Below are 26,119 nucleotides of genomic sequence, written 5' to 3'. Positions count from 1 at the left end.
GGCGCCGTGTTATCGCCGCTGGTTTGCCCGTCCTGGCGATTCAGCGCGGCTGGATCTGCAGCCTCGACCGCGGTAGACTCGACGTCTTTCGCAGACTCCATTTGAGCGGGCTTAGCCGTTTTGTCGGTAGACTTGTCCGATGCGGCCTTGTCCTTCGCGGAATTGGCTGCGGCCTGCTTCTCCACGGCTGCCGCCGTTGGGTTCGGCTTGGCGTCGACGGTCGCGGCCGATGCCTTTCGCCTTCCATCGGATCGCGCCGCCTTGTCCGTGGTCGATCGGGTTACCGCTTCGCCGACCTGAACCGTCGCGGGCTTGTATATCGTCGTATCCGCCGGCGGCCGCGCGTAGTTGTTGTTCGTGCCGGACGTCATCGTATAGTCCCCCGCGAAAGTCGGGTTGGACGGAGACGGACTGATATCGGCCGAGGATGATGGCTTGACGTCGGCGGACTTAGGCCGGCCGGCGTCGGCCTTCGAGGGCTCGATGATCTCGACGGACTTGGGCTGGTCGACACCATCAGAGACAGGCTTGTCAGCCTCGGCCCGTGACGGCTGATCAACAACCGCTGCCGGCGCTTCGACAATGTCCACCGGCGCGCTTCGGACGACAGCATCTGGCTCAGGCTGTCTGGAATTTTTCGAGGTAGGTTCGTCGACTTCGACCGCCATGCGCCGCGTGGTGGCCGTCGGCTTCGGCTGATTCAAGTCCAGCGGCAAAGGCTGATCGATCTCTTCCGATACATCCTCGTCGACGACGGCAACAGCGGCACGCTTGCGCCGCCGCATTCGTTCCTCGATCCATTGGACCACGACGAACAGCGATGGCACGAAGACCACCGTCAGGCAGGTCGAGCCGATCATGCCGGTGAACACCGCGATACCGATGGATTTCTGCGCGCTGGCGCCGGCGCCGGTGTGCAGCACCAGCGGCAGGACGCCGAGGGTGAAGGCGATCGAGGTCATCAGGATCGGCCGGAAGCGTGTTCGCGCCGCTTCCACCGCTGCTTCGCCGAGCGACAGGCCTTCGGCGCGCAGATGCCGGGCGAATTCGACGATCAGGATGGCATTCTTCGCCGACAGCGCGATCAGCAGGACGAGGCCGATCTGCGTATAGAGATTGACCGGCACTTTCAGCACAAGCAGCGTCGCCGCCGTGCCGAGCAGTGCCAAGGGCACGCTGGCGATCACCGAGACTGGCGCCAGCCAGCTCTCATATTGGCCGGCAAGCACAAAGTAGACCAGCAACAGGCTCAGTGCATAGACGATATAGATCTGGTTGCCGAGTTGCCTTTCTTGATAGGACACGGCCGTCCATTCGGAGACGAAATCGCGCGGCGACAACGTCCCGGCGATCTTGTCGAGCTCGTCGAGCGCCTGGCCGGTGCTGAAACCCTGCGCCGGCGCGCCGATGATCTGTGCGGCCGGATGCAGATTGTAGAGGCTGACCAGTGATGGTCCGGAGACGCGTCGCACATCGGCAATGGCGCCGAGCGGCACCATTTCGCCGGTGGCATTGCGCAGCTTCAGCTGTTCAAGATCCTCGACATCGATGCGCTTGTCCGGCTGCGACTGGATATAGACCTGGAACACACGTCCGAAGAGATTGATCTGCCCGGCATAGGCCGAACCGATATATTGGCTCACCGTGTCGTAGGTGCTGCCGAGATCGACGCCCATCACCTCCGCCTTGGTGCGGTCGACGGATACGGCAAATTGCGGCGCGTCGGCGCGGAAGGGGCTGAAGGCCTGGCGGAAGGTCGGGTCCTTGCTCGCCTGTTCGGCCACACGAGCGGCTGCCTTCTGTAGCGCCAGATAGTCGAACTTGCCGTTGATCGCCTCGATCTGCAGCGCAAAGCCCGCGGCATTGCCAATGCCCTGGATCGGCGGCGGCGGCAGCACCTGCGCCTTGCCGTCGGGCAGATTGGCGGTCAACTGATTGAGCTTGTTGTAGAGCGACAGGAGGTCCTCGCCCGGCTTGCGGACACTCCAGTCCTTGAGGATGATGTAGAGCACACCGGAATTGGCCTGGCTGGCATTGTTGTTGATCGCCGAAAGCCCGCTGATGGCGATGACATTCTCGACCACGCCGAGGTCTGCCACGCGCTTGCGCACGGTTTCGAGCGTCGCGCGCGTCCGCTCCAGCGAAGCGCCCTCGGACAATTGCACCGAGACCAGGAAATAGCCCTGGTCCTCGATCGGCAGGAAGGCCGTCGGAACGCGCGACAGCAGATAGACCGAGCCGCCGACCAGCGCGAGAGCGACGATCACCACAACGACGCTGATCCGCACCATGCCGCGGATCATCCCGGCATAGATACGTTCGAAGAAGTCATAGACGGCGTTGAAGCCGCGGGCGAAAATGTTGGGACGACGGTTGGGGTCATGCGCCTTGAGCCAAAGCGCTGCCTGCGTCGGCTTCAGCGTCATGGCGTTGACGGCGCTGATCAGGGCGGTCGCGGCAATCACCAGCGAGAACTGCCGGTACATCTGGCCGCTCAGACCAGGTAGGAAGGCCGCCGGCAGGAACACGGCGAGCAGGACCAGCGTGATACCGATGATCGGCCCGAACAGCTCGTTCATGGCGGCGATCGCCGCATCATGCGGCGTTCGGCCCAGGCGGATATGCCGCGCCGCCGCCTCGACGACCACGATCGCGTCATCGACCACGATGCCGATCGCCAGGATGATGGCGAACAGCGTCAGCAGATTGATCGAGAAGCCGCACACCGCCATGGCGGCGAAGGCGCCGACAATCGTCACCGGCACCGTCGTCGCAGGCACCAGCGTCGCGCGCCAATCCTGCAGGAAGACCAGGATGACGACCAGCACCAGGAGCGCCGCTTCGAACAGCGTGTGATAGACGTCGTTCACCGCCGCCGAGACGAAGCGCGTCGTGTCGAACGGAATGCTGTATTTCATTCCCTGGGGGAAGGATTTCGCCAGCACCGTCATCTGGGTGTCGACACGATGCATGACGTCGAGTGCATTGGCTTCCGGCAGGGTGAACAGCGCCAGCCCTGCAGCCGGCCGGCCGTCGATGGCGAAATCCTGGTTATATTGCTGCGCTCCGAGCTCGACGCGGGCCACATCGCGCAACCGGGTCACCTGGCCGCCATTGGTGGCGCTGGCCTTGATGATGATGTCCTCGAAGGATGGCACGTCGTTGAGCTTGGAATCGAGCTTCAGCGTGTACTGGAACTGCTGCCCCTTCGGCACCGGCGGCAGGCCGAGCTGGCCGGCGGAGGTCGACCGGCTTTGCAGATTGATGGCATTGATCACGTCGGCCGGGATCAGGCCGCGCGCCGCCATCAATTCCGGATCCATCCAGATGCGGACCGCATATTGRCCGGCGCCGAAGACGTTGACATTGCCGATGCCGGGAATGCGGCTGATCTGGTCGATCAGGTTGATCGTCGCGTAATTGGCCATGAACAGGCTGTTATGCTCCGGCCGGTCGGACGAGAGTGCTATGATCGCCAGGATCGAGGTCGAGCGCTTCGCCGTCTGCACGCCTTGCGACTGCACCGCGTCCGGCAGCGATTGCAGCGCCGACTGGACGCGGTTCTGCACCAGGATCTGCGCCTGGTCGGGATTGGTGCCGATGGCAAAGGTCACCGTCAGCGTATAGGAGCCGTCGCTGGTCGCAGTCGACTGCATGTAGAGCATGCCTTCGACGCCGTTGACCTTCTGCTCGATCGGCAGCGCCACGTCACGGATGATGGTCTCGGCATTGGCGCCCGGATAGCGCGCCGTGACCTGGATAGAAGGCGGCACGATGTCGGGATATTGCGAGACCGGCAGCTCGAACAGCGCCACCGCACCGAGGATGACAGTGAGGATAGCGATGACATTGGCAAGGACCGGACGGTCGATGAAGAATTTGGCGATCATGGTGCGGCCCGCCCCCGGTCACTGCAACTTGGCGACGACGTTGACGGCGTCGCCGGGCTGCACATTGTCGGCGCCTTGGACGATCACCCGGTCGGTCGCGGCGAGGCCCTTGACGATCTCACGCAGGCCATTGCCGGCGGCCTCGCCAAGCGTGACCACCTTCGCCTCGACGCGATTGTCCTTGCCGACAGTCATCACGGTCGGCCCTTCCTGGTCGTTGCCGATGGCGCTTTCCGGGATCACCAGCGCATCGGCATTGGTGACCACGGGAATGCGCACGCGAACGAACATGCCCGGCGAAAACAGCCGCTGCGTGTTCGGCATCATAGCCCGCACCGAGACCGTGCCCGAGGATGAGTCGAGTTCCGGCGCGATATAGTCGATCGTTCCGCTATAGGGATAGTTCGGATCGGTCGGCAGCCCAATCTCGACCTTGATCGGCCCCATATCGCCGAGCTTCTTGTGGCGCTCTGCCAGCGCCTCGCGGATCTGGATCACCTGCTTTTCGTTGACCGTGAAATTGACCCGCAGCGGATCTGGCTGGATGACCGAGGCCAGCTTCGGTGTGCTCGCCGCATTGATATAGGCGCCGACATCGATCAGGTGTTCGGAGAGAATGCCGTCGAACGGCGCCTTGATTTCCGTGTAGCTGAGATTGAGCTGGGCATTCTGCAACTGGGCCTGGCTGGCCGCGACCAGCGCCTTGGCCGTCTCGGCCTGCGCGACTGCCGCTTCGACGGTGGCCGTCGCGGTCAGATTTTTCTTCTGCATGTCCTGCTGGCGCGTCAGGTTGGAATTGGCCTGTGTCAGGTTGGCGTTCTGCTGGTCAAGCGAGGCCTGCGCCGAGGCGACGCTGATCTGATAGGGCTCCTGCTCTATGACGAAGAGGACTTCGTCTTTCTTGACGGCGGCACCATCCTCACGATTGACCTTTTGCAGCGTGCCGGACACGCGGGCCACGAGATCGACGCTGTTGATCGCGGCGATCGTACCCTGCGAGAAAAGATAGCGGGTGACCGATTGCTTGGCAGGCGGCTGGGCGACGACCTTCTGCGCATCCTCAGCCATGGCCGGGACTGTAAGGATGAGCGAAATCACGACTGCAAGGTTGCGGCAGTTCCACGGCATCGAAATCCCTCCTGACGGCTCGTCGGGCGGTCGCATGTCTCCCCAAACATAGACCGCCTCCATGACAGCACTATCCCATGTTCATGGCGCTCCGCCATGCCCGATTTGAAGAATTCACCACCCCTTTTCGCCAACACCCCTATGGTTGCACCTGGGAAATGTTGACTTTGCCTTGCACTATGGCAGGCTCCGCATAGGAAGTCGAATATCTTCGCAGTCTCAGGCGTTTACAAAGCAAAAATCAGGAGTGGTCCATGCGCGGTGCGATTTTGGGTTTGTTGTTCTTGAGTGTCGCTTTTCCCGCTGCAGCCGAAGAGGTGGCGGAATGCTATTCGATTGGCGCGCACCATCCCTTCGGCAATGATATTTCCGCCGCCCGCTATGTCCGCTTCAACGGTACCAGCATGGTGCTGACCGGCCAGAGCGGCCGGCGCGACCTGCCCGTCTGGCGGCTGGGCTGTGCGCCGACCGACAAGGGCCTGTTCTGCACCGGTCATCGGCGTGGCATGCGTGTCAATGTCATCGTCAATGGCTGGCAAATGAAGGAAATGGTCTGGGGCCGTGCGGGTTACTATGACGAGCGTTTCCACGCCGTCTACAATTGCGACCGCGCCATCGGCCAGCCGTGAAAACGCGTCCCAAGGCTGCACGTAGAGCTATAGCTATATTGCTGGCAAGCTGATCAGCCGTTGCACCGATCTGCAAACGGCATTAGAGGCAGCATCAGTTATTCACATCACAAACAAATTGATATGCCAGAAAAAAATACTGCGGGATGGAATCCCTCCAGAAGAAACAAAAAAATCGGAACCTCCGACCAGGGCTTTAAAGCCAGGAATGATTTCGGCATTCCCTCTTCACGCCAGGACGATAGGCTGTTCTGGCAGAAACTAAGAAACCCGGTGGTTTTACCCTACACTATCGGCGACCACGAATTTGCCATCCTCATCGAGCCAACCCATAGGGATTATAGATATTATGTCTCCGTCTCCGATCTGATTGAGGTCATCAAACATATTCCTGAAGAGCATCGGCGCGACATAAAGGTTTTTGCGTTCAGGCAACCAAAAAGAAAAGAAGCCATATTCAGCCATGTGTGGGGCAGATTGGGATATCTTGTTTACTTTGGCAAATATTTTGGCCCCACTGTTTTCATCGAGGCTCAGCGTATCGGTCTCAGCTATAAGCTCGAAAATAACATCGATGCCGATTTCATGCAGGAAGTTGAGAAATTGAAGCAGGAAGGACATCAGATTGAATTGACAAAACGTCATTTCGAAATCCGTTGTTCTCCTGAAGCTATCCGGAACACGCAACTCTACAGCACGCTTATCCATGAAATAGGTCATCAGGTACACTATTTCGAGAAGGTAACTCGGCCTGATGAAGCTGAAGACGCGGATGACGCGGATGACGATTTACAAGAGCTCTATTTTTCTCTGCCGAGCAAACAAAAAGAACACTTCGCCGAAAGATACGCCAAAGGAATTGCTTCACAGCTAAGAAGCAAAAGCATCATTCCCTTTGATCCATTGCCAATTTCAACCGAGCATCATTCCAAAATCAATCCGGAATGGTTCCATTTCGCTTAGCTGGTTCTGTTTCGACTGAATCAGGGTGGAAATGGTGGGCAACGAGTGGCAAGATGCCGGGCAGTGCTCCCATCGCTTCCCTCGCAGACATATCGATTCCGATGGCAACCACCCAGTGGCTTCTCCAAAGCAATCACCCCAATCTTTCCTCCATCCGGGAGATTGAGGCGATTCTGCGTGATCAGGGGAATGATGTGCATATGGCAACTCTCAAAGGGCATAGTACGGAGATTCCCGAAATAGGCGCCATGGACGTCACCCGTCCCGTCATCTGTTACGGGCCTTCATTCGTTCCGCGTGCCTTGGGATATCCGGAGCTTTCGCCAGGCATCTTCTTCGATCCAGCCACATTCCGCTGGTCAGCCTTCCACGCAGGCTGGAGTGATTTGATGATCTGCGCCAATGCTCAGGTCATGCGCCTCTCGGAAGCCATGTCGCGACTCGCTCTCGAAGGCATGTTCGTTCGCCCGGACGAAGACAGCAACGCATTCGACGGCGGTCTCTTCAATGAGAGTTCATTGAAGGCTGTCTTCGATCCAGCCATCAGGAAGGCGTACATCGACGAGGATACACTGGTTGTCATCGCCGAGCCGGTACAGATCGACGCGGAATGGCGCACGTTCATCGTCGATGGACAGGTCGTTGCTGCCTCTTCGTATCGCAAGGACGGTGCCGGAAATATCGACCTCTATGTGCCTCACCGCGTGATCGACCTAGCCTTCGGAGCGGCCGAACTTTGGAGTCCTGCCCCGGTGTTCTGTCTCGATATCGCCCTGACCGGACAGCGCTATGGGATAGTGGAAGCCAACTGCTTCAATGCATCAAGGTTCTACGGCGCGGACGCAAGCGCAATCCTGGAGTCTGTCTCTTCGTTGGTAAATGAAACATACGCGCAGGCCAGCGTGAACGAGCCCAATCGGACTTTGACCTGACCGACGCGATCGTCCGCGGGTATGTGGGCGGACATTTGCAAGATAGCGGCCCCTGCAGGAATCGAACCTGCGACAACCTGCTTAGAAGGTAGGTGCTCTTACCCCTGGACGATTTTCGCCAAATAGCCTCAACTGCGCCGACAGAATCGAACAACTGGGATGGCAGGCAATGGATAGTTGGGCTTCGGTTCCCCAGGGACGCAGCGCAGACCTCGGCAATTGGCGCACCGCACCCCACAACAAATGGGGCTTTCACAACGTCAACCGGATATTGACCACCGACATCATCGACCGGCGCACTGACGCCTTCGCAGCGCTGGGATCGGCGCGTCGCGCGCTCGGCGACATCCGGTTCACTGCACCCGGCGGCAATGAGATGACGGTGTCGGAATGCCTGAAGCAATCGGACACCGACGGCTTCCTGGTGCTGAAGAACAATCAGATCCTGCACGAGCAATATGAAGCCGGCATGGAGCCTTCCTCGCGGCACGTGATGTTTTCGGTCAGCAAATCGATCCTCGGCGCGCTGTTCGGCATTCTCAAGCATAAAGGCCTGGTCGATACGGCGGCGCTTGCGACAGACTATGTGCCGGAACTCAAGGGCTCCGCCTATGATGGCGCCACCGTCCAGCACATCCTCGACATGCAGGTGGCCGTCGAATTCACCGAGGACTACAATGCCAAGAATGGCGATGTCGATCGCTATCGCCGCGCCACCGGCTGGGACCCCGCGATGCCGGACGAGGGCGCAACGCGAAAAATGCTGACCGAATTCAGGAGCGATGGCAGCCGCCACGGCGAGAAATTCCATTATGTCTCGCCCAATACCGACGCGGCCGGCTGGATCGCCGAGCGCGCCACCGGCCTGCGCTATGCCGAAGTCCTGTCGAAATATCTCTGGCAACCGATGGGCGCCGAATTCCCCGCCTATATCACCGTCGACAAATTCGGCGCCGTACGCGCCGCGGGCGGCATCTGCGCCTGCCTACGCGACATTGCCCGCTTCGGCACCCTGATGACACGCCGGCCGCTGACGGAAGGCGTGCTGCCGCAGGCTTTCGTCGACGATGTCTTCGACAATGGCGATGCTGGCGCTTGGGCGCGCGGCGCTTCCGCCGCTTTCATTTCCGGCGGCCGTTATCGCAACAAGTGGTACATCAAGCCGGGCGGCCGCAGAGTGGCGCTGGCGATCGGCATCCATGGCCAATGGATCCATGTCGACCATGACAGGAATATCGTCATCGCAAAGCAGTCGTCGCAACCCCTCGCCGACCAGCCGGCGACCGAGGCGATGCTGATGGCGTGTTTCGATGCGATTGCCGAGGCGATCGGATGAGCGTAATAGAAGCTCCTGCCGGCGACGAGTAATCGCCAAAGCGTCCCAGACCCTTTCGATCCGTGAGCCGGAGACACCCGCCGCCTGACTTAACGCGACGTCTGCCTGCGGAAAGCTTGACGGCGTATCGTACTTTCGACTCCGCGGAGACGCTCAAAAGGCCTCGATACCCGCCACTTCTTTTGGTTCTATCGACACGCGGCTCGCGCAAGGGGAATTGCAATGGGCTTGAGGTTCATTCTGGGTGTTTCCTGGGCGCTTCCGCTGGCACTGCTCGGGTGGATTTTCGTACACGAATATGGCCTGCCAACCGCGCCGGTGATTGAGACCAATACGAAAATGCGGGTCAAGATGTGCCACGAGCATGTTGCCACCGCGAAGGCCGACCCTAACGATGCGGTCGCGCGGCAGGCGATCGAGGAATGCGTGATGGCCGGCTATATTACCCACGCGGACGCCAGGATCACGCTCGATTGAGGCGCATCGGATGGCTCCGATAGAGACCATCAATTTATTTTGACTGTCCCCTACCACTGGTTAAGCCTAGATCACATCTAGCCCGAAGAGACCGGAAGGATGGACATCATGTTGTTTCGCCGCACCGTCGCGATCATTTTTGCGCTCATGACCGCTGTCGCCATACCGGCAACAGCGGCGGAGCGCGCATCCGCCAGCACGAACGAGAGCCAGGGCATCCTCGGCCTGCTGCCGGCCGATTCCGCGACGCAACATGTCCTGAAGACGCCGGCCGGCGACCTGCCCTACACTGCCACGGCCGGCACGCTCAGCCTTTATGGCCAGGACGGCAAAATCAGCGCCAAGATCTTTTACACCGCCTATGTCGCTAAGGACGGCGGCGCAAAACGACCGTTGACATTTGCCTTCAACGGCGGGCCGGGCGCCGCCTCGGCCTATCTCAATCTCGGCCTGGTCGGCCCGCGCATTCTTGAATTTGGGCCTGATAACAACGACGGCTCGGCGCCGATATTAAAGGACAATCCCGAAAGCTGGCTGGGCTTCACCGATCTCGTACTCATCGATCCCGTCGGCACCGGCTGGAGCCGCGCCGCCGGCAATGACGGCAATGGCTTCTGGAACGTCAGGGCGGACGCCGAGGCGATGGCCAAGGTGATCACGCTCTATGTCCAGCACAACAAGCGGCTCGGCTCGGCGAAATTCCTGCTCGGCGAAAGCTATGGCGGCTTCCGCGCCGCCAAGGTCGCCACGGCGCTGAAGGAAAACCAGGGCGTCGTCGTCTCCGGCATCATCATGCTGTCGCCGCTGATCGACAGCCAGTTCATCTTCGGCGGCAGCGATTCCCCGCTGGTGGCGGCCATGCAGCTGCCGTCGCTTGCCGCTGCCGAGCTCGAACGCAAAAAGGCCTTTTCATCCGATGCCGTCGCCAAGGCGGAGACATTCGCCATGACTGACTATCTCGTGACGATGGCCGGCCCTCAGCCTGCCGGCGCGACCGCGGTTGCCTTCTATAGCCGGCTCTCGACGATGACGGGAATTCCCAAGGACGAAGTCACGCGCACACGCGGATTCCTGAGCAACATCTACAAGAAGAATGTCCAGCCCGGCCGGATCGCCAGCCCTTATGACGCGAGCTATACCGTGCCCGATCCCTATCCTGAACTCAGCTATGACGGCAGCGATGATCCTATCCTCGACGGCTTCACCCGCGCCTATGGCGCTGCCTTCTCCGCCTATGCGCGCAACGAACTCGGTTACGCCTGCGACGTTACCTATAATCTGCTTGAAGAAGATGTTGCCAAGCACTGGGACTGGAACGGCAATCGCGCCACCGCTGATGCCACCGACGATGTCAGAGAATTGCTCTCGACCATGCCCAGCTTCCGGCTGATGATCGCGCATGGCTATAGCGATGCGCTGACGCCTTTCGGCGCCAGCCGCTACATCCTCAACCACCTGCCGCCTGCTCTGGCCGAACACCGCACGGCGCTGAAACTCTATCGCGGCGGCCACATGTTCTACACGCATCCGGATTCGCGACGTGCCATGGCGGCGGATGCGCGGAAATTTTACGCCGGCGAGATGGGAACCGAGTGACGCGGACCGAAATCTGTTGATCGTTGCCGAGGCCGCTACGAAACGCAGCGGCCTTTTTCATCGGCCCCGGAGCCGGCCTAAGCTTTGCTTTTGTCAATTTATTTCGCGCCGCGTCATTGATTCACAAGCCTGCCTCAATTAACATTCACGGATGTCTGTAAATGCGGAGCCACTTATGTGGTCGCGCGTTGCGTGGGGTTCGGGGCAGTCAATTCATGAAAACCAGTCGTTTCGCATCGCTTCTCGTCATATCCATTGCCGTCCTCTTGGCTGGCTGCGATGAAAAGAAGTCCCAGAACCCGGGGGCCTTCACCTTCCCGCCCTCCGCCGTCTCGGTGGTCACCGCCAAGGCCGAACCGCTGCCGATTACCAATGAATTGCCCGGACGCATCGCACCGACCCGCATTTCCGAGGTCCGGCCGCGCGTCTCCGGCATCGTCGTCAAGCGCGTTTTCGAGCAGGGCTCAGTGGTGAAGCAGGGTGACTTGCTCTACCAGATCGATCCGGAGCCGTTCAAAGTCCAGGTGCAGAGCGCCGAGGCGACGCTTGCCCGCGCCAAGGCCTCGCAATTGCAAGCCCGCCAGAACGCCGACCGTCAGCAGGAGCTGAAGAAGTCCAACGTCACCTCGACCCAGCAGGTCGAAGATGCGATCGCCGCACTCACGATCGCCGATGCCGACGTTGCCTCTGCCGAGGCAGGCCTCTCCAGTGCCAAGCTGAACCTGCGATATGCTAGCGTCACCGCCCCGATCAGCGGCCGCATCGGCCGCGCGCTGATCACCGAAGGCGCGCTGGTGGCAAACGGCAACGACAATCTCGCCACCATCCAGCAGCTCGATCCTGTTTATGCCGACTTCACCCAGCCCGCCGCCGATCTGATCCGCCTGCGCAAGGCACTGGAAAAGGGCGGCACCCTGTCGCCGTCGGGCGACGCGCCGGTACAACTCGTCCTCGACGACGGCAGTGTCTATGAGCATGGCGGCAAGCTGTTGTTCTCCGAGACGACGGTCGATCCAACCACCGGCCAGGTAACCTTGCGCGGTGAATTTCCCAATCCCAGGGGCGACCTGCTGCCCGGAATGTATGTCCGCGTCCGCATCGAGCAGGGCATCGAGAAGAACGCCATCGCTGTTCCGCAGCAGGCTGTACAGCGCGATTCGGCTGGCGGCTCCTTGGTCTATGTCGTCGACGCGAAGAACACGGCGCAGATGCGCAAGGTGGTCACCGGCCGGGTCATCGACAATCGCTGGGTCATCTCCGAAGGTCTCAAGCCGGGCGACAAGGTGATCGTCGAGGGATTTCAGAAGATCCGGCCGGGAGCGCCGGTCAATCCGACCGAATGGAAGGCGGACGCAGCCAAGCCCGCCGCCGAACAGACCGCAGCCACCAAGTGATCGAGGCCTGACCGATGCCGAGTTTCTTCATCGATCGCCCGATCTTCGCCTGGGTCGTGGCCATTTTCATCATCCTGGCCGGCATCATCTCGCTGCCGCTCTTGCCGGTATCGCAATATCCGCAGGTCGCCCCGCCGCAAATCTCGATCAACGCCTCTTATCCCGGCGCCTCGCCAGAGGAGATCTACAACAGTGTCACCCATGTGATCGAGGATGAGCTCAACGGCATTACGGGGCTCATGTATTTCGAATCCACCTCGGATTCGAGCGGTTATATCACCATCAGTGCAACCTTCGAGCCGGGCACCAGCCCGGCCCAGGCGGCCGTTGACGTGCAGAACCGTGTCCGCCGCGTCGAGCCGCGCCTGCCGCAGATCGTCACCCAGACAGGCGTCCAGGTGGAAGAGGCCGGCCAGGGCTTCCTGCTGGTCGTCGCACTCACGTCCACCGATGGCTCGCTCGATGCGACCGGCCTCGGCGATTACATGACGCGGAATATCAACAGTGAGATCAGCCGCGTTCCCGGCGTCGGCCGCACCCAGATGTTTACCACCCAGCGTGCCATGCGCATCTGGCTCGATCCGGGCAAGATGGTCGGCCTGAGCCTGACGTCGAGCGATGTCGTGAATGCCATCCAGTCCCAGAATGCCCAGATCGCCGCCGGCACCATCGGCTCGACGCCCAATCCGCTGACGCAGCAGATTCACGCAACCGTGCTGGTCAAAGGCCAGTTGAAGACGCCGGAGGAATTCGGCTCGATCATCCTGCGCGCCAATGCCGACGGTTCCACCGTCCGGCTGCGCGATGTCGCCCGCGTCGAACTTGGCGCAGAGAATTATGACTTCTCCGCCCGTATCAACGGCCAGGCCTCCGCCGCCCTTGCCGTGCAGCTTGCCCCCACTGCCAATGCCATGGCGACATCCGAGGCCGTGAGGGCGAAGTTGGAGGAGCTGGCACGCTACTTTCCAGCAGGCGTCAAGTACAGTATCCCCTATGACAGCAGCCCGTTCGTCAGGATCTCGATCGAGAAGGTCGTCCACACGCTGATCGAAGCCATGGCGCTGGTCTTCGTCGTGATGTTCATCTTCCTGCAGTCGATCCGCTACACGCTGATTCCGACCGTTGTCGTGCCCATTGCGCTGCTCGGCACCTGCGCGGTCATGCTGGCTCTCGGCTATTCGATCAATGTGCTGACCATGTTCGGCATGGTGCTGGCGATCGGCATTCTGGTCGACGATGCGATCATCGTCGTCGAGAATGTCGAACGCATCATGTCCGAGGAGGGGCTGACGCCGAAGGAAGCCACCCGCAAGGCCATGCGGCAGATCACCTCTGCGGTCATCGGCATCACCCTGGTCCTGTCCTCGGTCTTCGTTCCCATGGCCTTCTTCCCCGGCGTGGTCGGCGTCATCTATCGCCAGTTTGCTGTGACCATGGTCGTGTCGATCCTGTTCTCCGCCTTCCTGGCGCTGTCGCTGACACCGTCGCTCTGCGGCACCATCCTCAAGCAGGTGGCGAAAGGCCATCACCACACCAAGCGCGGCCCATTCGGCTGGTTCAACCGCGGCTTCGATGCAAGCTCACGCAGCTATAGCCGCTTCGTCGGCGTATTGATCCGCCGCGCCGGCCGCTTCATGATCATCTATGTCGCGTTGCTCGGCGGGCTCGGCTACCTTTTCATGCAGCTCCCCTCTTCTTTCCTGCCTGATGAGGACCAGGGCTACATCATCGCCATGGTCCAGGCACCGACGGAGGCGACAGTGAACCGCACGAACGGCATCCTCAGTCAGGTCGAAGGCATTTTCAGCAAGGAAAAGGCCGTCGACCGCATCGTTGCCGTGCAGGGCTTCAGCTTCTTCGGCATCGGTCAGAATGCCGGCCTAGCCTTCATCACGCTGAAGGACTGGTCTGAGCGTGATCCGAACAGTTCCGCTGCAGCGATCGCCGGCCGCGCCAACATGATGTTGTTCGGCCTCAAGGATGCAATCAGCTTCGCGCTGTCACCACCCTCGATCCAGGGCCTCGGCACAACCAACGGCTTCGCCTTCCGCCTGCAAGACCGCAACGGCCTCGGCCATGAAGCGCTGGCTGCGGCACGCGATCGTCTGCTCGGCCTCGCCCAGACCAGCCCGGTGCTCGCCAGCCTGCGCGAGGAAGGCATGCCCGATGTAGCCCAGGTCGATCTGATCATCGACCGCGAGAAGGCCAACACATTCGGCGTTTCCTTCGCCGACATCAACGCCACCATCGCCACCAATCTCGGCTCCAACTATGTCAACGACTTCCCCAATGCCGGCCGCCTGCAGCGCGTGACCGTGCAGGCGGATGCAGCCAAGCGCATGCAGACGGCCGATCTGCTCAATCTCTATGTCCGCAATGCCAATGGCGGCATGGTGCCGATCTCGGCGTTCGCCACGGTGAAGTGGTCGATGGGACCGACGCAGGTCGTGGGCTATGACGGCTATCCCTCGGTGCGCCTCTCCGGCGAAACCAAGCCCGGCTATTCCTCCGGCGATGCGATCAAGGAAATGGAGCGGCTGGCGACGCAGCTGCCGACCGGTTTCGGCTTCGAATGGACCGGCCAGTCGCGCGAGGAAATCCTCTCGGGTACGCAGGCGCCGCTGTTGATGGCGCTGTCCTGCCTGATGGTCTTCCTCTGCCTTGCCGCGCTCTATGAAAGCTGGGCGATCCCGGTCTCGGTGATGATGGTCGTGCCGCTCGGCGTCATCGGCGCCGTGGCCGCCGTCACCCTGCGCGGCATGCCGAACGACGTCTATTTCAAGGTCGGCCTGATCGCCATTATCGGCCTGTCGGCCAAGAACGCCATCCTGATCATCGAATTTGCCAAGGACCTGCACAATGAGGGCATGTCGCTGATCGACGCGACCATGCAGGCAGCGCATTTGCGCTTCCGGCCGATCCTGATGACATCCTTCGCCTTTGCATTGGGCGTCCTGCCGCTTGCCATCGCCACCGGCGCATCGGCCGGCAGCCAGCAGGCGATCGGCACCGGCGTGCTCGGTGGCATGATCTCGGCAACGGTGCTCGCCATCTTCTTCGTGCCGATCTTCTTCGTCTTCATCGCCCGGATGTTCGTGCGTAAGAACGATGCCGACCGAGGCGGAACGCCGCCGGCGGAACCGATAGACGATCAGCCGAAGGATGATGGGCCTAAGGACAGCGGACCAACGGATGGCGCGCCCAAGACTGACGAACCGAAGACTGACGAACCGAAGGCGGACAAACCGAAGGCCGAAGGTCCAAAAGACGACAAGCCATCGACGTCGATAACGCCCGCTCTCGATGCTGAGCCCAAACCGGCGACGTGAGGCGTCATTGGCCGGCTTGAACGACCGCATGCTGGTTGGGAGAGGCGATGCGTAGGACCAAAGCGGAAGCGGAAGAAACCCGGCAGCGCATCATCGCCGCTGCAGAGCAGGTCTTTTACGACAAAGGCGTGTTTGAAACCACGCTGGAAGACGTGGCGCGTGCCGCCGGTGTCACCCGTGGCGCGATCTACTGGCATTTCGCCAACAAGACGGAACTGCTGCTGGCGCTGCACGACGCCGTGCCCCTGCCCCAGGAGGATATGGTGGCCGAGCAGCTGCAGGCCGATCCCCCAGATCCTCTGACGCTGATGCTCCAGGCAAGCGTGGATTGGCTCTCCGCGATTTCCCGCGACGAGCGGCGGCAGCGAATCTATACGATCCTCTTCCGTTGCGACTACAGCCAGGACATGGCGGGCCTGCTCGAAAAACAGCGCGAAATGGACGTCGAAAGCTGTCTCTCCGTCTGCTCCGCTTTCGAAAAGGCGAGAGACAAGGGACAGTTGTCAGCCGGCTGGACGCCGGATGCGGCGTCACGCTGTTTCATCTGGATGATGAAGGGGCTTTACATCGATTGGCTGCGCTTCGGGATGCAGTTCGATCTCGCATCCGAGGGGGAAAAGTGCCTGTCGCAACTCTTCGAAAGCTTCAGAAGAAAGGCGCAGTGACGCGCCTCATGCGGCCACGTTATTCGCAGTGTCCGATTACGGTACAGGCGTCGGCCGACCGGGTGCTGAGTTCGAATGCCGAGGCGCCGAAGGTCATCGCGACCATAACGAACAGCAAACAAAAAATGGCCTTCACGGTAGTCTTCCTTACTTACAAGATATTAACGGCGAACACGCCGAAGCAGTTGATGTTGTTGCGGTAATCGTCGACAAGCATGTCGAGAATGTGACGATGGACAGCAGCGCTACGGCAAACAATCTGGTCATGGTTAAGCATTGGTTTCCGTCATTCGATAACGGTGCTCTTACCAAGGCCAAGCACTCTTCGCTGTTCCCAGTGTTACATAGGAAAGCGGAGCCTTCCCCTGCAACGCGGCCCATGCAGGGCTGCTATTCCAAAAGCGCTTGGCATGGCCTCGAAGCCATCCAACCGGCCAACGAATCTGAAAGAGAGTTTGCTTCGCGCGGCCATAGCCGCGTGTGCACAGCAATAGCACCGACATATTTCGCGAAGCTTAATTACATGTGAAAAGCTGATTTATCGCGGCGGCAGGCGTTTGCGAAGAAAGGTCTGGCCGACCGCATCGCCAATGCCCTCCAACTGCCCGAAGACCGTGTAGCCGAGCTTCGCGTAAAAACCCGGCGCCTGAAAATCGAACGTGTTGACCCAGAGGCCAACCATGCCGCGCTCGCGGGCGATTGCCTCGGCTTCGATCATCAACTTCTCACCCAGCCTCAATCCGCGCAATTGCGGCGGCACGTAGAGATAGGTGATGAATGCCCAGCCGAAATCATCCATGGCCCAAAGGCCGCCGATGACCTCGCGCGTTGCCGGACCGCGCAGGAACACCGCGAAATCGGAATGCTCCTGCCGGCCCGTCTTGCGGGAATTGTCGGCATCCAGCAGCGCGAGGATCAGGTCGCGGGCTTCGGGGTCCGGATTGTCCGCGACCGGTTCGACGATGACATCCAATGGCTCACACCCAGTCCATCACCACTTTGCCGGAATTGCCAGAACGCATGGCCTCGAAACCATCGCGGAATTCGTCGATCGGAATGCGATGGGTGATGATCGTGCTGACATCAAGCCCACCCTGCACGAAGGCGATCATCTTGTACCAGGTCTCGAACATTTCCCGCCCATAGATGCCCTTCAAAGTGAGCATCTTGAAGATCACCTTGTTCCAGTCGATGCCGAACCCTTCCGGAGCGATACCGAGGATGGCGATCTTGCCGCCATTGTTCATCGTCTCGATCATCGAGCGGAACGCGGGCGGCGCGCCGGACATTTCGAGACCGACGTCAAACCCTTCCTTCATACCGATCGTCTTCATCACGTCGGCCAGGTTTTCCTTCGAGGCGTCGACGACATGGTCGATGCCGCATGTCTTGGCGAGTTCGAGACGGATCGGGTTGATGTCGGTGATCACCACTTTGCGCGCGCCGGCACGCCTGGCGACCATCGCTCCCATGATACCGATCGGGCCGGCACCCGTGACCAGCACATCCTCGCCGACAAGATCGAAGGACAGCGCCGTGTGAACAGCATTGCCGAACGGATCGAAAATCGCAGCGACTTCGTCCGGCACGTCGTCGGGAATGGAGACGACATTATGCTCGGGAATGCAGACGAATTCGCCGAACGAACCCGGCCGGTTGACGCCGACGCCGAGCGTGTTGTGGCAGAGATGGCCGCGACCGGCGCGGCAATTGCGGCATTTGCCGCAGACGATATGCCCCTCGCCCGACACACGCTCGCCGACATGGTATTTGGTGACGGCGGAACCGATCTCGGCGATCTCGCCGACGAATTCATGGCCGGTGACCATCGGCACGGGAATGGTCTTCTGCGCCCACTGGTCCCAGTTCCAGATATGCACATCGGTGCCGCAGATCGCCGATTTCTTCACCTTGATCAGCACATCGTTCGGCCCCGGCTCCGGCACCGGCACATGTTCCATCCACAGCCCCATCTCGGGCTTCGCCTTCACCAGCGCACGCATCATGTTGGACATTGAAGATTTTCCTGTGTGAATTCTCTAACTTGCTTCTCGGGAGCACAGTGCGTGGCCACCCCCCTCTGTCGTGCCGGACATCTCCCCCTCAAGGGGGGAGATTAGCCAGAGGCACACGTCTGCCTCAAATCATAATCGAGTGTTGGGCAACTGATGCGATTTTGGGGGCAATGTCGGCGCCCCATCCAATCTCCCCCCTTGAGGGGGAGATGCCCGGCAGGGCAGAGGGGGGTAGCTCAGCATGCGACCCTCAAATCACCCCCAACTCCCTGCCCACCTCGGCAAACACCGCAATCGCCTTCTCCACATCACTCCGCTGATGCGCCGCCGACATCTGCGTCCTGATCCGCGCCTGCCCCTTCGGCACCACCGGGAAGGAGAAGCCGATCACATAGACACCCTTTTCCAGCATCCGCGCCGCCATTTCCTGCGCCAGCGCCGCATCGCCGAGCATCACCGGGATGATCGCATGCCCCTCGCCGGCCAGCGTGAAGCCGAGTCTGGTCATCTCGCTGCGGAAAAGCGCCGCATTGTCATATAGGCGCCAGCGCAGGTCATCGCCATGTTCGATCAGGTCGAACACTTTCAGCGATGCCGCCGCGATCACCGGCGCCAGCGTGTTGGAGAACAAATATGGCCGCGACCGCTGTCGCAGCCAGTCCACCACCTCGCGCTTGGCCGATGTATAGCCACCCGACGCCCCGCCCAGCGCCTTGCCGAGCGTGCCAGTGATGATGTCGATCCGGCCCTCCACCCCGCAATGCTCGGCCGAACCGCGCCCATGCCGGCCGACGAAGCCGACCGCATGGCTGTCGTCGACCATGACCATCGCGCCATATCTTTCCGCCAGATCGCAGACGCCGGCGAGGTTGGCGATGATGCCATCCATCGAGAACACGCCATCGGTAGCAATCAGCTTGAAGCGGCTGCCCTCGGCCTTCTTCAACTCCTCCTCCAGCGCCTTCATGTCATTGTTGGCATAGCGGAAACGCTTGGCCTTGGAGAGCCTGACGCCATCRATGATCGAGGCATGGTTCAGCGCATCGGAAATGATCGCATCTTCTTCGCCCAGCAGCGTCTCGAACAGACCGCCATTGGCGTCGAAGCAGGAGGAATAGAGGATCGTGTCTTCCATGCCGAGGAAGGATGAAATCCTGGCCTCCAGCGCCTTGTGTTCCTCCTGTGTGCCGCAGATGAAACGCACCGAGGCCATGCCATAGCCATACCGGTCAAGCGCCTTCTTCGCCGTCTCGGCCAGTTCCTCGTTGTCGGCGAGGCCGAGATAATTGTTGGCGCAGAAATTCAGCACATGGGCGCCGGATGTGACTGTGATTTCACCCGCCTGTTTCGAGGTGATGACCCGCTCGGATTTGTAGAGCCCAGCCGATTTCAGGCCATCGAGTTCGGTGCGCAGATGCTGGAGAAAGACGTCGGTCATCGTGGTGTCTCGCGGCAATTTGAATTGCCTGCGGTATAGCAGAACCAATGTCTTCGCGCAGCAAAAGCGACGCCGGAATATTGACGTTGACAGGATAGCAGATTGCCTGATCGCGCGGAGTTAATAACGTTCCGGCCGGAACGGCGTCATGTCGATGCCGGGCGCCTCGCCGTCCATCATCCGGGCAAGCATCTCGGCCGACGCCGGCCCGAGCGTAAACCCCTGATGGCCATGGCCGAAATTCAACCACAGGCCCTTTTCGCGCTGCGACGGGCCGATCACCGGCAACATGTCGGGCGTGCACGGCCGCGTGCCCTGCCACGGCGTGCTTTCGACGCGCGGGCCGAGATCGTAGAGATCCTGGGCCAGCCGCTCGGCGCGCTCGAGCTGGCGATAGTTCGGCGGCACGCCCTGTCGGGCAAGATGCGCCCCGGTGGTGACCCGCGTACCCGCGACCATGGGGATGATGAGGTAGCCGTTTTCGACATCCATGACCGGTGCCTGCAAAGGCCGCGGCGAACGATGATGAATATGATAGCCGCGCTTCAGCACCATCGAAAACCGATAGCCGAATTGCCGGAGCGCCGGCGACGACCAGGGCCCGAGGCAGAAAACGACAGCCTCGGCTTCGACCGCGCCGTTTTCGGTCTGGACCGACCAGCCCGCTCCCTTGCGCGCCAGCGTATCGGCATCGCCATGGACGAACCGGCCACCCAGCCGTTCGAACAAATCAGCATAGGCGGCAACGAGGCCTCCCGGACTGCTGACGGTCCACGGTTCGAGCCAATGCAGGCCGCCGACGCCGCAATTGCGCAAAGCCGGTTCGGCCGTCGCCATCTCGGCAGCCGACAGTGCCCGGAAGCCGACGCCATACGTCTTCGATTTGCGCTCAGCCTCGCTCAGAGCCTTGTCGCGCCCGGCCGTAGTTCGGAAAAGAATACGAAAACCGTTGCGGCGGACGAGATCGCCGGCACCGGAACGCTCGATCAGCGGCCCATGTGTCGCGGTCGATTGAGCGATCAGGCTTGCCCAGGCCTGCGACAGGGCCTGGTGCCGTCCGGTTTGCGAATGCCACCAGTAGCGCAGAAGCGGCCCGACATGAAACGGCAACTCACGGAAGGAGTAGACAACGTCATTGCTGCGGCCGGTGGCGATGTTGAAGAGATCGCCGATGCCGCGAGGCAGCGCATAGGGCTCGACAGCTTCCCGCTGGATGATGCCCGAATTGCCGTAACTCGTCTCCTGTCCCGGCGCCTTCCGGTCGACGAGCACGACATCCCAGCCGCGGTCCTTGAGCGTGATGGCGGTCGACACGCCGACCATGCCCGCACCCAGAACAATGACATTACGCATTCCAAAACCTGCCGCTCAACAAGACCTTCGCACGATCAATGGATGCGGACGCCCTGCCGTTCAAGCTCTTTCTGCACAGCGGCGATGTCGACATGGTCGAAATCGCCATTGTCCCTGACGCAAAGCGCCGCGGCCACGCCGGCGCCCTGCCCTGCGACGGCACAGCAGGCCATGTTGCGGGTGGCCGCATGCGCAATCTTGTCGCCGCCGATCGCCCGGCCGGCGACAAGCAGGTTCTTGACGCGCTTCGGCAACATCGAACGATAGGGAATCTGCATATAGCGGCCGGTGGTCGGCAGGATCAGCACGCCATAGCCATCGATGAATTCAGGATAGATGCCGATCGTGTCGTCGAACCGGCCCTGGTAGCGGACGTCGCCCTCCGTCATATTGTAGACCGCATCGAGCTTGCGCGTATCGCGGATACCGATCGACATTCCGAAATTCCTCAGCCGCGCGCCCTCGCATCCCGGCGTGTAGCGACGCAATGCCTCGATCGCCAGCATGGCCTGCCTGCGGCCTTCGATCTCGAACCTCGTCATGCTGTCCGGATCGGTGCCGTCGCAGCCGGCAAGGTGGACGAGGTTCATATAAGTGAGTTCGCCGGAATCATGCATCGCACCCCAGGTGCCGGCAATCGTGTTGAGGTGTTTCGGGATGACCCCGTCCTTGATCGCCTGGGCGAAAGGCTTTGCCAGGAAGGGCGAGAACAGTTCGTCCTCCTTGCCGGAAGTTTCGATCTTCCACTCTCCGGTCGACCAGTCGCCATAGGTCTGCGGATCGCGTTTGATACCGTCCATGAAGGCGCGCTTGTCGACGCCGGCGAGGTGGAACATCACCGAGGCCGCCTGCATCTCCTCGACTGGCGTCTTCATGACCGGCGCGCCGGCACGCGTTGCGACATCGGCGTCGCCTGTGGCATCGATGACCCGTTTTGCCAGGATCGCTTCGCGTCCAGCCTTGGATTCAACAATGATGCCGATGATCGCATCGCCTTCCATGAGCGGCGCCACGAACTGCCGGTGCAGCATCGGATGGATGCCGGCCTCTTCGACCAGACGGTCAGCCACCAGTTTGAAACCTTCCGAATCGAGTTCATAGGACAGCGACTGGCTCTCCGGAACGGCCGCACCCATCGCCTTGGCGCGCTCTTCGAATTCGCGTCCTATGCCATTGGCTTCCACTGTCTTTTCATGGCGATACCAGGCCAAACCCTCGACGCCGACAACCGTGATATTGCCACCGAAACAGCCAAATCGCTCGACCAGCGTCACCTCGACACCGCAACGCGCCGCCGCCAGCGCCGCAGCAAGACCGCCCGGTCCGGAGCCGACCACCAGCACATCGGTCTGTCGGATGACTTCGATCTGGCGGGCGGGTTCTGTAATGAAGTTCACGGCATCGGGCACGATCGTCTGCTCCAGGAATCGTTTTCAAAATGCTATCCCCGGGCACGTCGGCCCGGCATGTCAGGCGCGACAACCGGCGACGAATTCCAGTTCTGCGACACCGTAATGGCTTGGCACGGCGGATGCCAGAAACATCACTACCGCAATGAAGTTGGCCGAAAAGGCAAACTGCTGGTTGACAAATCAGCGACCCATGACTATTTGCAGGTCATCGATATTTGCTTGATTAGCTTTTGTGACCGCGCGCGAGCAACGCGCATCAACGAACCTTCCCTTCAAAAATCGCTACCGCACTCCGCTGTGCTCCTGCACGGCGGTATCTTCAACATGCTATGAAAGGGTTCGTTATGATCACCGGCACAGTTAAATGGTTCAACTCCACCAAGGGCTTCGGCTTTATTCAGCCTGACAACGGCGATGCGGACGTTTTCGTCCACATTTCCGCTGTCGAGCGCGCAGGAATGCGCACGATCGTCGAAGGCCAGAAGCTCAGCTTCGAGCTGGAGCGCGACCGGAAGTCGGGCAAGATGTCCGCAGGTCAGCTTCAGGCTGCCTGACAAGGAATTTGGCTTGACGATGACCACGGATGTACTGGCATCGGCGCGCCGAGTTTGATAGAAAGCCAGGCAAGTGCCTGGCTTTTTTGCTATCCGTAGACTGCGGCGAACCTCAGGAGCCATATATGACCAATCCATTTGGCAGTTCCCGCAAACGGGCTGAGGCCGTGTTTGGCAAGACGAAATCTCTCGCACGCAGTCGCACCGCCTCCGAGAATGATGCGATCACGCAGGCCCGCGATGAGAAAACCAATCGGCTGCGGGCCTTGCGCAAGGCAAAGGAAGCCAGCGATCTGGCTGCCGCATTGCCGCTGGAAGATGTAGAACGCCCAGGCGGATAATCACTTGACGGCACCGATTTGTTTGCCGTTGAAGTCAGCAAAATTGCCGCCCGGAGCCTGATGGTGCGCGGCGGCCGAACCTCTAACCGGAACCAGAGATTTGAAAAATAAAAGAAATAACGACCTTTCCGATCGCCTCAACGAAAGATCGACTGCAAAACAGACGTTGCTTGAGAGCTTTCGCGCCGCCAAAGCGGCCGCAGAACCCTTGATGGCGGCCAAACAGGCTGAACGCGAAGCTGTGGCGGCCGCGAGGGAAGAAAGGCGCGCCGCGCGCGAGCAGATCAAGGCAGCCGAGTTGCAGCGCCTTCAGGCCGAGGAAGAGCACCGGATCGCGGCAGCCGAAGCGGAAGCCCGAAGAGAAGCCGAAGAACGGGGTGCCGCTGAAAAAGCCAGGATCGAGCGCGTCATCGCAGACGAAGCCGCGCGCAAGGCCGAACGCGACCGGCGCTACGCCAACCGCAAAGCCCGCAAGGCCTGACGATCGGAGCGAGGGCCAGACCATTTGCACCGGGCGCAGCCATGGCCGACCTCATCCCGGTCAATGCCCGCCCGCCGGCCCCTTTACCCGCCCCGACATCACGCCGAAGCCGTCGACCAGCGCTTCAAGTTTGTCCAGGCGGGTTGCCTCAACTTGAATGAGGTGCAATGTATTCAACAACCTTTGCACTTCTTCTTCCGAAAAGTTCATTTCGGTCGCCTCGGCAATTTCCTTTTCCAACTCTCGAATTTGCCTTTTGAGTTCACGCGATCTGACGTATAGCGCCAGCGCTTGCGTAAAGCCCTCGCGCGCATCCTCGATCGCCGCATGCTCTGTCGCGGTCCAGAGGCGTGCGAAGCGGATTTGCTTGTCCAGATTGGCAATCAGCGTCTCGAAACCCTGGACTTCAAGCGCAGTGATCAATTCCTCGCGAACGAGGCTCGGACCGCTTGCCGCTGTCACCGACATCACCGCCTGCCAGAAGCGCTGCATATCCCGATTGTCGAATTCGAGATGCGCGATAGTGTCATATTCCTCGAAGAACAGCGGCGGATGATTGACGAGCGTCAGCGCCAGCACGCCCTCGCGCAGCGGGGGCAGTGCACGGTAGCCGGATACGAGGCCCGATCGCGCCAGCCGATCGGAGATCGGCGCTGACACGGAAGGCGTATTGGCGGCGGGCGGCGCCCCGCGCCCTTGCGCGCGGCCCTGAAAATTCCGGCGGTCCTGCTGGGGCCTGGCCGTCTTACTCTGGAAAAAGGCGCGGAGCCGGTCACGCATGTCTTGTTGATAGTGATAGCGAACGCTCTCGTCAGCGATCACCTGTGTCACCTGCTTCAGCCTGCCTTCAAGCTCGGCGCGTCGTTCCGGCGTATCGAAGCTGGTGCCCGATGTTTCGCGCAGCCAAACCATCTCGGCAAGCGCCCGGGCCTCGCCGATCACCCGGTCGAAGGGCGCACGGCCCTCGACCTTCACCAGATCGTCCGGATCCTTGCCATCCGGCAGCAGCGCGATCCTCAGCGAAAAACCGGGCTTGAGAAACGGCAATGCGAGATCGACCGCTCGCGAGGCCGCACGCATGCCTGCGCCATCACCGTCGAAGCAGAGAACCGGCACCGCCGCCATCTTCCAGAGAAGCTGCAGCTGGTTCTCCGTCAGTGCCGTGCCAAGCGGCGCCACCGCATTTTCCACGCCCGCCTGGCTGAGCGCGATCACGTCCATATAACCTTCGACGGCGATGACCGTGCCGGCACCATCCGCTGCCTGCACCGACTTGCGGGCGCGGGCGAAGTTGAACAGCACCTGGCCTTTGGAGAACAGCTCCGTCTCGTTGGAATTCAGGTATTTGGCCGGCGCATCCGGCGATAGCGCCCGGCCGCCGAAGGCGATCACTTTCTCCCGCGACGAGAGAATCGGAAACATGATGCGGTCGCGGAAACGGTCATAGGAGACCGGGATGTCCGGCCCGTGCACGACCAGCCCGCAGGCCTCGATCTGCTCCCGGGTGACACCTTTACCCGCCAGGAATTCCTTGAGCGCATTGCGGCTGTCGGGCGAATAGCCCAGGCGAAAACTCTCGATCGTCCGGCCGGACAGGCCGCGGTCGCGCAGATAGGCGCGGGCCTTGGCCCCGCCTGCCGTCTGCAACTGATCCTGGAAGAACTGCGTGGCGAGTTCCATCACATCGAAGAGACTGTGCCGCTCGCGCTCGCGCCGCTCGGTCTCGGGGTCCGGCGCCGGCAGGGGCATGCCGGCAATATCGGCCACCTGCTGCACGGCATCGCCGAAGGCCATGCCGTCGAGCTCCATGAGGAAACGGAAATGATCGCCGGAGACGCCGCAACCAAAGCAATGGTAGCGCCCCTTGCGGTCCTCGCAGTGAAAGCTCGGCGTCTTTTCGCCATGGAAGGGGCAATTGCCCCAATAGTCGCCGCGCCCAGCATTGGTTTTCTTCCTGTCCCAGATGACGCGCTTGCCGATCACGTCCGAAATCGGCACGCGGTCGCGCAGCTCATCGAGAAAGGTGTTGGAAAATCGCATCTTCTGGGTCCTGTTGGGGACCGATATAAGCACATAAACGAAGGCGCGCCACCTGGACGCGCCAACTTATACCAAGTGTCGATGATATGAACCTATTGCGCCGGGCGCTTTTGGCTTCCGGCTAGGAGCAAACCGCAGTCGGACCC

20 protein-coding genes and 2 pseudogenes are annotated in these 26,119 nt (G+C 60.8%); 14 read left to right on the top strand and 8 right to left on the bottom strand.

The features are described 5' to 3' along the window. Positions 1-755: 755 nt before the first annotated feature. A pseudogene (locus tag AC1DYF_RS30965) lies at positions 756-3,890 on the bottom strand (efflux RND transporter permease subunit); the annotation flags it as partial. 18 nt (positions 3,891-3,908) lie between these two features. Then, complete coding sequence (locus AC1DYF_RS30960; protein ID WP_477881479.1) at positions 3,909-5,018, bottom strand: efflux RND transporter periplasmic adaptor subunit; 1,110 nt, start codon at positions 5,016-5,018, stop codon at positions 3,909-3,911. A gap of 254 nt (positions 5,019-5,272) precedes the next feature. Here AC1DYF_RS30960 and AC1DYF_RS30955 point away from each other — a divergent pair, with 254 nt between their 5' ends. The 10 genes and pseudogenes from AC1DYF_RS30955 to AC1DYF_RS30910 all read left to right on the top strand — a co-directional run bounded on the left by AC1DYF_RS30955 (position 5,273) and on the right by AC1DYF_RS30910 (position 16,868). Continuing rightward, positions 5,273-5,647 (top strand): hypothetical protein, encoded by a 375-nt coding sequence (locus AC1DYF_RS30955; RefSeq protein WP_477881477.1) that lies wholly within the window; start codon positions 5,273-5,275, stop codon positions 5,645-5,647. A 123-nt stretch (positions 5,648-5,770) separates the two neighbouring features. Continuing rightward, the gene (locus AC1DYF_RS30950; protein WP_477881476.1) at positions 5,771-6,610 is read left to right on the top strand and encodes a hypothetical protein; all 840 of its coding nucleotides are present in this window, start codon (positions 5,771-5,773) and stop codon (positions 6,608-6,610) included. Between the two features lie 53 nt (positions 6,611-6,663). Further along, the gene (locus AC1DYF_RS30945) at positions 6,664-7,542 is read left to right on the top strand and encodes an ATP-grasp domain-containing protein (protein ID WP_477881474.1); all 879 of its coding nucleotides are present in this window, start codon (positions 6,664-6,666) and stop codon (positions 7,540-7,542) included. A gap of 169 nt (positions 7,543-7,711) precedes the next feature. Then, complete coding sequence (locus tag AC1DYF_RS30940) at positions 7,712-8,878, top strand: serine hydrolase domain-containing protein (protein ID WP_477881473.1); 1,167 nt, start codon at positions 7,712-7,714, stop codon at positions 8,876-8,878. 222 nt (positions 8,879-9,100) lie between these two features. Then, positions 9,101-9,355, top strand: coding sequence for a hypothetical protein (locus AC1DYF_RS30935; protein WP_477881471.1), 255 nt, complete (start codon positions 9,101-9,103; stop codon positions 9,353-9,355). A 108-nt stretch (positions 9,356-9,463) separates the two neighbouring features. Continuing rightward, positions 9,464-10,951 carry a S10 family peptidase gene (locus tag AC1DYF_RS30930; RefSeq protein ID WP_477881469.1) on the top strand — a complete coding sequence of 496 codons (1,488 nt, stop codon included), beginning with the start codon at positions 9,464-9,466 and terminating at the stop codon, positions 10,949-10,951. Between the two features lie 215 nt (positions 10,952-11,166). Further along, positions 11,167-12,345: an efflux RND transporter periplasmic adaptor subunit gene (locus tag AC1DYF_RS30925; protein WP_477881468.1), complete on the top strand. Its 1,179-nt coding sequence runs from the start codon at positions 11,167-11,169 to the stop codon at positions 12,343-12,345. A gap of 14 nt (positions 12,346-12,359) precedes the next feature. Further along, positions 12,360-15,485 (top strand): annotated as a pseudogene (locus AC1DYF_RS30920) (multidrug efflux RND transporter permease subunit); the annotation flags it as partial. 236 nt (positions 15,486-15,721) lie between these two features. Next, positions 15,722-16,339 (top strand): TetR family transcriptional regulator, encoded by a 618-nt coding sequence (locus tag AC1DYF_RS30915; RefSeq protein ID WP_477881466.1) that lies wholly within the window; start codon positions 15,722-15,724, stop codon positions 16,337-16,339. A gap of 28 nt (positions 16,340-16,367) precedes the next feature. Then, the gene (locus AC1DYF_RS30910) at positions 16,368-16,868 is read left to right on the top strand and encodes a hypothetical protein (RefSeq protein ID WP_477881464.1); all 501 of its coding nucleotides are present in this window, start codon (positions 16,368-16,370) and stop codon (positions 16,866-16,868) included. 9 nt (positions 16,869-16,877) lie between these two features. Here AC1DYF_RS30910 and AC1DYF_RS30905 read toward each other — a convergent pair whose 3' ends face one another. The 5 genes from AC1DYF_RS30905 to AC1DYF_RS30885 all read right to left on the bottom strand — a co-directional run bounded on the left by AC1DYF_RS30905 (position 16,878) and on the right by AC1DYF_RS30885 (position 22,554). Further along, positions 16,878-17,312, bottom strand: a complete 435-nt coding sequence (locus AC1DYF_RS30905; RefSeq protein WP_477881463.1) for a GNAT family N-acetyltransferase — start codon at positions 17,310-17,312, stop codon at positions 16,878-16,880. A gap of 4 nt (positions 17,313-17,316) precedes the next feature. Beyond that, positions 17,317-18,354: an L-threonine 3-dehydrogenase gene (gene tdh, locus AC1DYF_RS30900; protein WP_477881461.1), complete on the bottom strand. Its 1,038-nt coding sequence runs from the start codon at positions 18,352-18,354 to the stop codon at positions 17,317-17,319. 250 nt (positions 18,355-18,604) lie between these two features. Beyond that, the gene (locus tag AC1DYF_RS30895) at positions 18,605-19,792 is read right to left on the bottom strand and encodes a glycine C-acetyltransferase (RefSeq protein ID WP_477881459.1); all 1,188 of its coding nucleotides are present in this window, start codon (positions 19,790-19,792) and stop codon (positions 18,605-18,607) included. A gap of 120 nt (positions 19,793-19,912) precedes the next feature. After that, complete coding sequence (locus AC1DYF_RS30890; protein WP_477881457.1) at positions 19,913-21,145, bottom strand: NAD(P)/FAD-dependent oxidoreductase; 1,233 nt, start codon at positions 21,143-21,145, stop codon at positions 19,913-19,915. Between the two features lie 35 nt (positions 21,146-21,180). Continuing rightward, positions 21,181-22,554 carry an FAD-dependent oxidoreductase gene (locus tag AC1DYF_RS30885; RefSeq protein ID WP_477881456.1) on the bottom strand — a complete coding sequence of 458 codons (1,374 nt, stop codon included), beginning with the start codon at positions 22,552-22,554 and terminating at the stop codon, positions 21,181-21,183. 57 nt (positions 22,555-22,611) lie between these two features. On the opposite strand from AC1DYF_RS30885, the gene AC1DYF_RS30880 reads away from it, so the two are divergent. The 4 genes from AC1DYF_RS30880 (at position 22,612) to AC1DYF_RS30865 (ending at position 23,933) form a co-directional block, all read left to right on the top strand. Continuing rightward, positions 22,612-22,890: a hypothetical protein gene (locus AC1DYF_RS30880; RefSeq protein ID WP_477881454.1), complete on the top strand. Its 279-nt coding sequence runs from the start codon at positions 22,612-22,614 to the stop codon at positions 22,888-22,890. Continuing rightward, positions 22,887-23,111 (top strand): cold-shock protein, encoded by a 225-nt coding sequence (locus AC1DYF_RS30875; RefSeq protein WP_477881452.1) that lies wholly within the window; start codon positions 22,887-22,889, stop codon positions 23,109-23,111. The genes AC1DYF_RS30880 and AC1DYF_RS30875 overlap by 4 nt, the downstream gene beginning before the upstream one ends. Before the next feature lie 125 nt (positions 23,112-23,236). Next, complete coding sequence (locus tag AC1DYF_RS30870) at positions 23,237-23,452, top strand: hypothetical protein (protein WP_477881451.1); 216 nt, start codon at positions 23,237-23,239, stop codon at positions 23,450-23,452. Between the two features lie 100 nt (positions 23,453-23,552). Next, entirely contained in the window at positions 23,553-23,933 is a 381-nt protein-coding gene (locus AC1DYF_RS30865) for a DUF6481 family protein (RefSeq protein ID WP_477881450.1), read from the top strand. A 60-nt stretch (positions 23,934-23,993) separates the two neighbouring features. Here AC1DYF_RS30865 and dnaG read toward each other — a convergent pair whose 3' ends face one another. After that, a complete protein-coding gene (gene dnaG / locus AC1DYF_RS30860; RefSeq protein WP_477881449.1) occupies positions 23,994-25,973 on the bottom strand; it encodes a DNA primase in 1,980 nt (659 codons plus the stop codon). Between the last annotated feature and the right edge of the window lie 146 nt (positions 25,974-26,119).

This window comes from Rhizobium sp. P2_G9 (assembly GCF_056403475.1).
Note: the sequence above shows the minus strand (reverse complement) of the source record. Positions and strands in the feature narration are given on the sequence as shown.

What these genes read in the sequence shown, in the direction of transcription:
- AC1DYF_RS30960 (WP_477881479.1), bottom strand. Translation starts at nt 5,018, where the DNA reads ATGCCGTGGAACTGCCGCAACCTTGCAGTCGTGATTTCGCTCATCCTT.
- AC1DYF_RS30955 (WP_477881477.1), top strand. Translation starts at nt 5,273, where the DNA reads ATGCGCGGTGCGATTTTGGGTTTGTTGTTCTTGAGTGTCGCTTTTCCC.
- AC1DYF_RS30950 (WP_477881476.1), top strand. Translation starts at nt 5,771, where the DNA reads ATGCCAGAAAAAAATACTGCGGGATGGAATCCCTCCAGAAGAAACAAA.
- AC1DYF_RS30945 (WP_477881474.1), top strand. Translation starts at nt 6,664, where the DNA reads ATGCCGGGCAGTGCTCCCATCGCTTCCCTCGCAGACATATCGATTCCG.
- AC1DYF_RS30940 (WP_477881473.1), top strand. Translation starts at nt 7,712, where the DNA reads ATGGATAGTTGGGCTTCGGTTCCCCAGGGACGCAGCGCAGACCTCGGC.
- AC1DYF_RS30935 (WP_477881471.1), top strand. Translation starts at nt 9,101, where the DNA reads ATGGGCTTGAGGTTCATTCTGGGTGTTTCCTGGGCGCTTCCGCTGGCA.
- AC1DYF_RS30930 (WP_477881469.1), top strand. Translation starts at nt 9,464, where the DNA reads ATGTTGTTTCGCCGCACCGTCGCGATCATTTTTGCGCTCATGACCGCT.
- AC1DYF_RS30925 (WP_477881468.1), top strand. Translation starts at nt 11,167, where the DNA reads ATGAAAACCAGTCGTTTCGCATCGCTTCTCGTCATATCCATTGCCGTC.
- AC1DYF_RS30915 (WP_477881466.1), top strand. Translation starts at nt 15,722, where the DNA reads ATGCGTAGGACCAAAGCGGAAGCGGAAGAAACCCGGCAGCGCATCATC.
- tdh (WP_477881461.1), bottom strand. Translation starts at nt 18,354, where the DNA reads ATGTCCAACATGATGCGTGCGCTGGTGAAGGCGAAGCCCGAGATGGGG.
- AC1DYF_RS30890 (WP_477881457.1), bottom strand. Translation starts at nt 21,145, where the DNA reads ATGCGTAATGTCATTGTTCTGGGTGCGGGCATGGTCGGCGTGTCGACC.
- AC1DYF_RS30880 (WP_477881454.1), top strand. Translation starts at nt 22,612, where the DNA reads ATGTCAGGCGCGACAACCGGCGACGAATTCCAGTTCTGCGACACCGTA.
- AC1DYF_RS30875 (WP_477881452.1), top strand. Translation starts at nt 22,887, where the DNA reads ATGAAAGGGTTCGTTATGATCACCGGCACAGTTAAATGGTTCAACTCC.
- AC1DYF_RS30870 (WP_477881451.1), top strand. Translation starts at nt 23,237, where the DNA reads ATGACCAATCCATTTGGCAGTTCCCGCAAACGGGCTGAGGCCGTGTTT.
- dnaG (WP_477881449.1), bottom strand. Translation starts at nt 25,973, where the DNA reads ATGCGATTTTCCAACACCTTTCTCGATGAGCTGCGCGACCGCGTGCCG.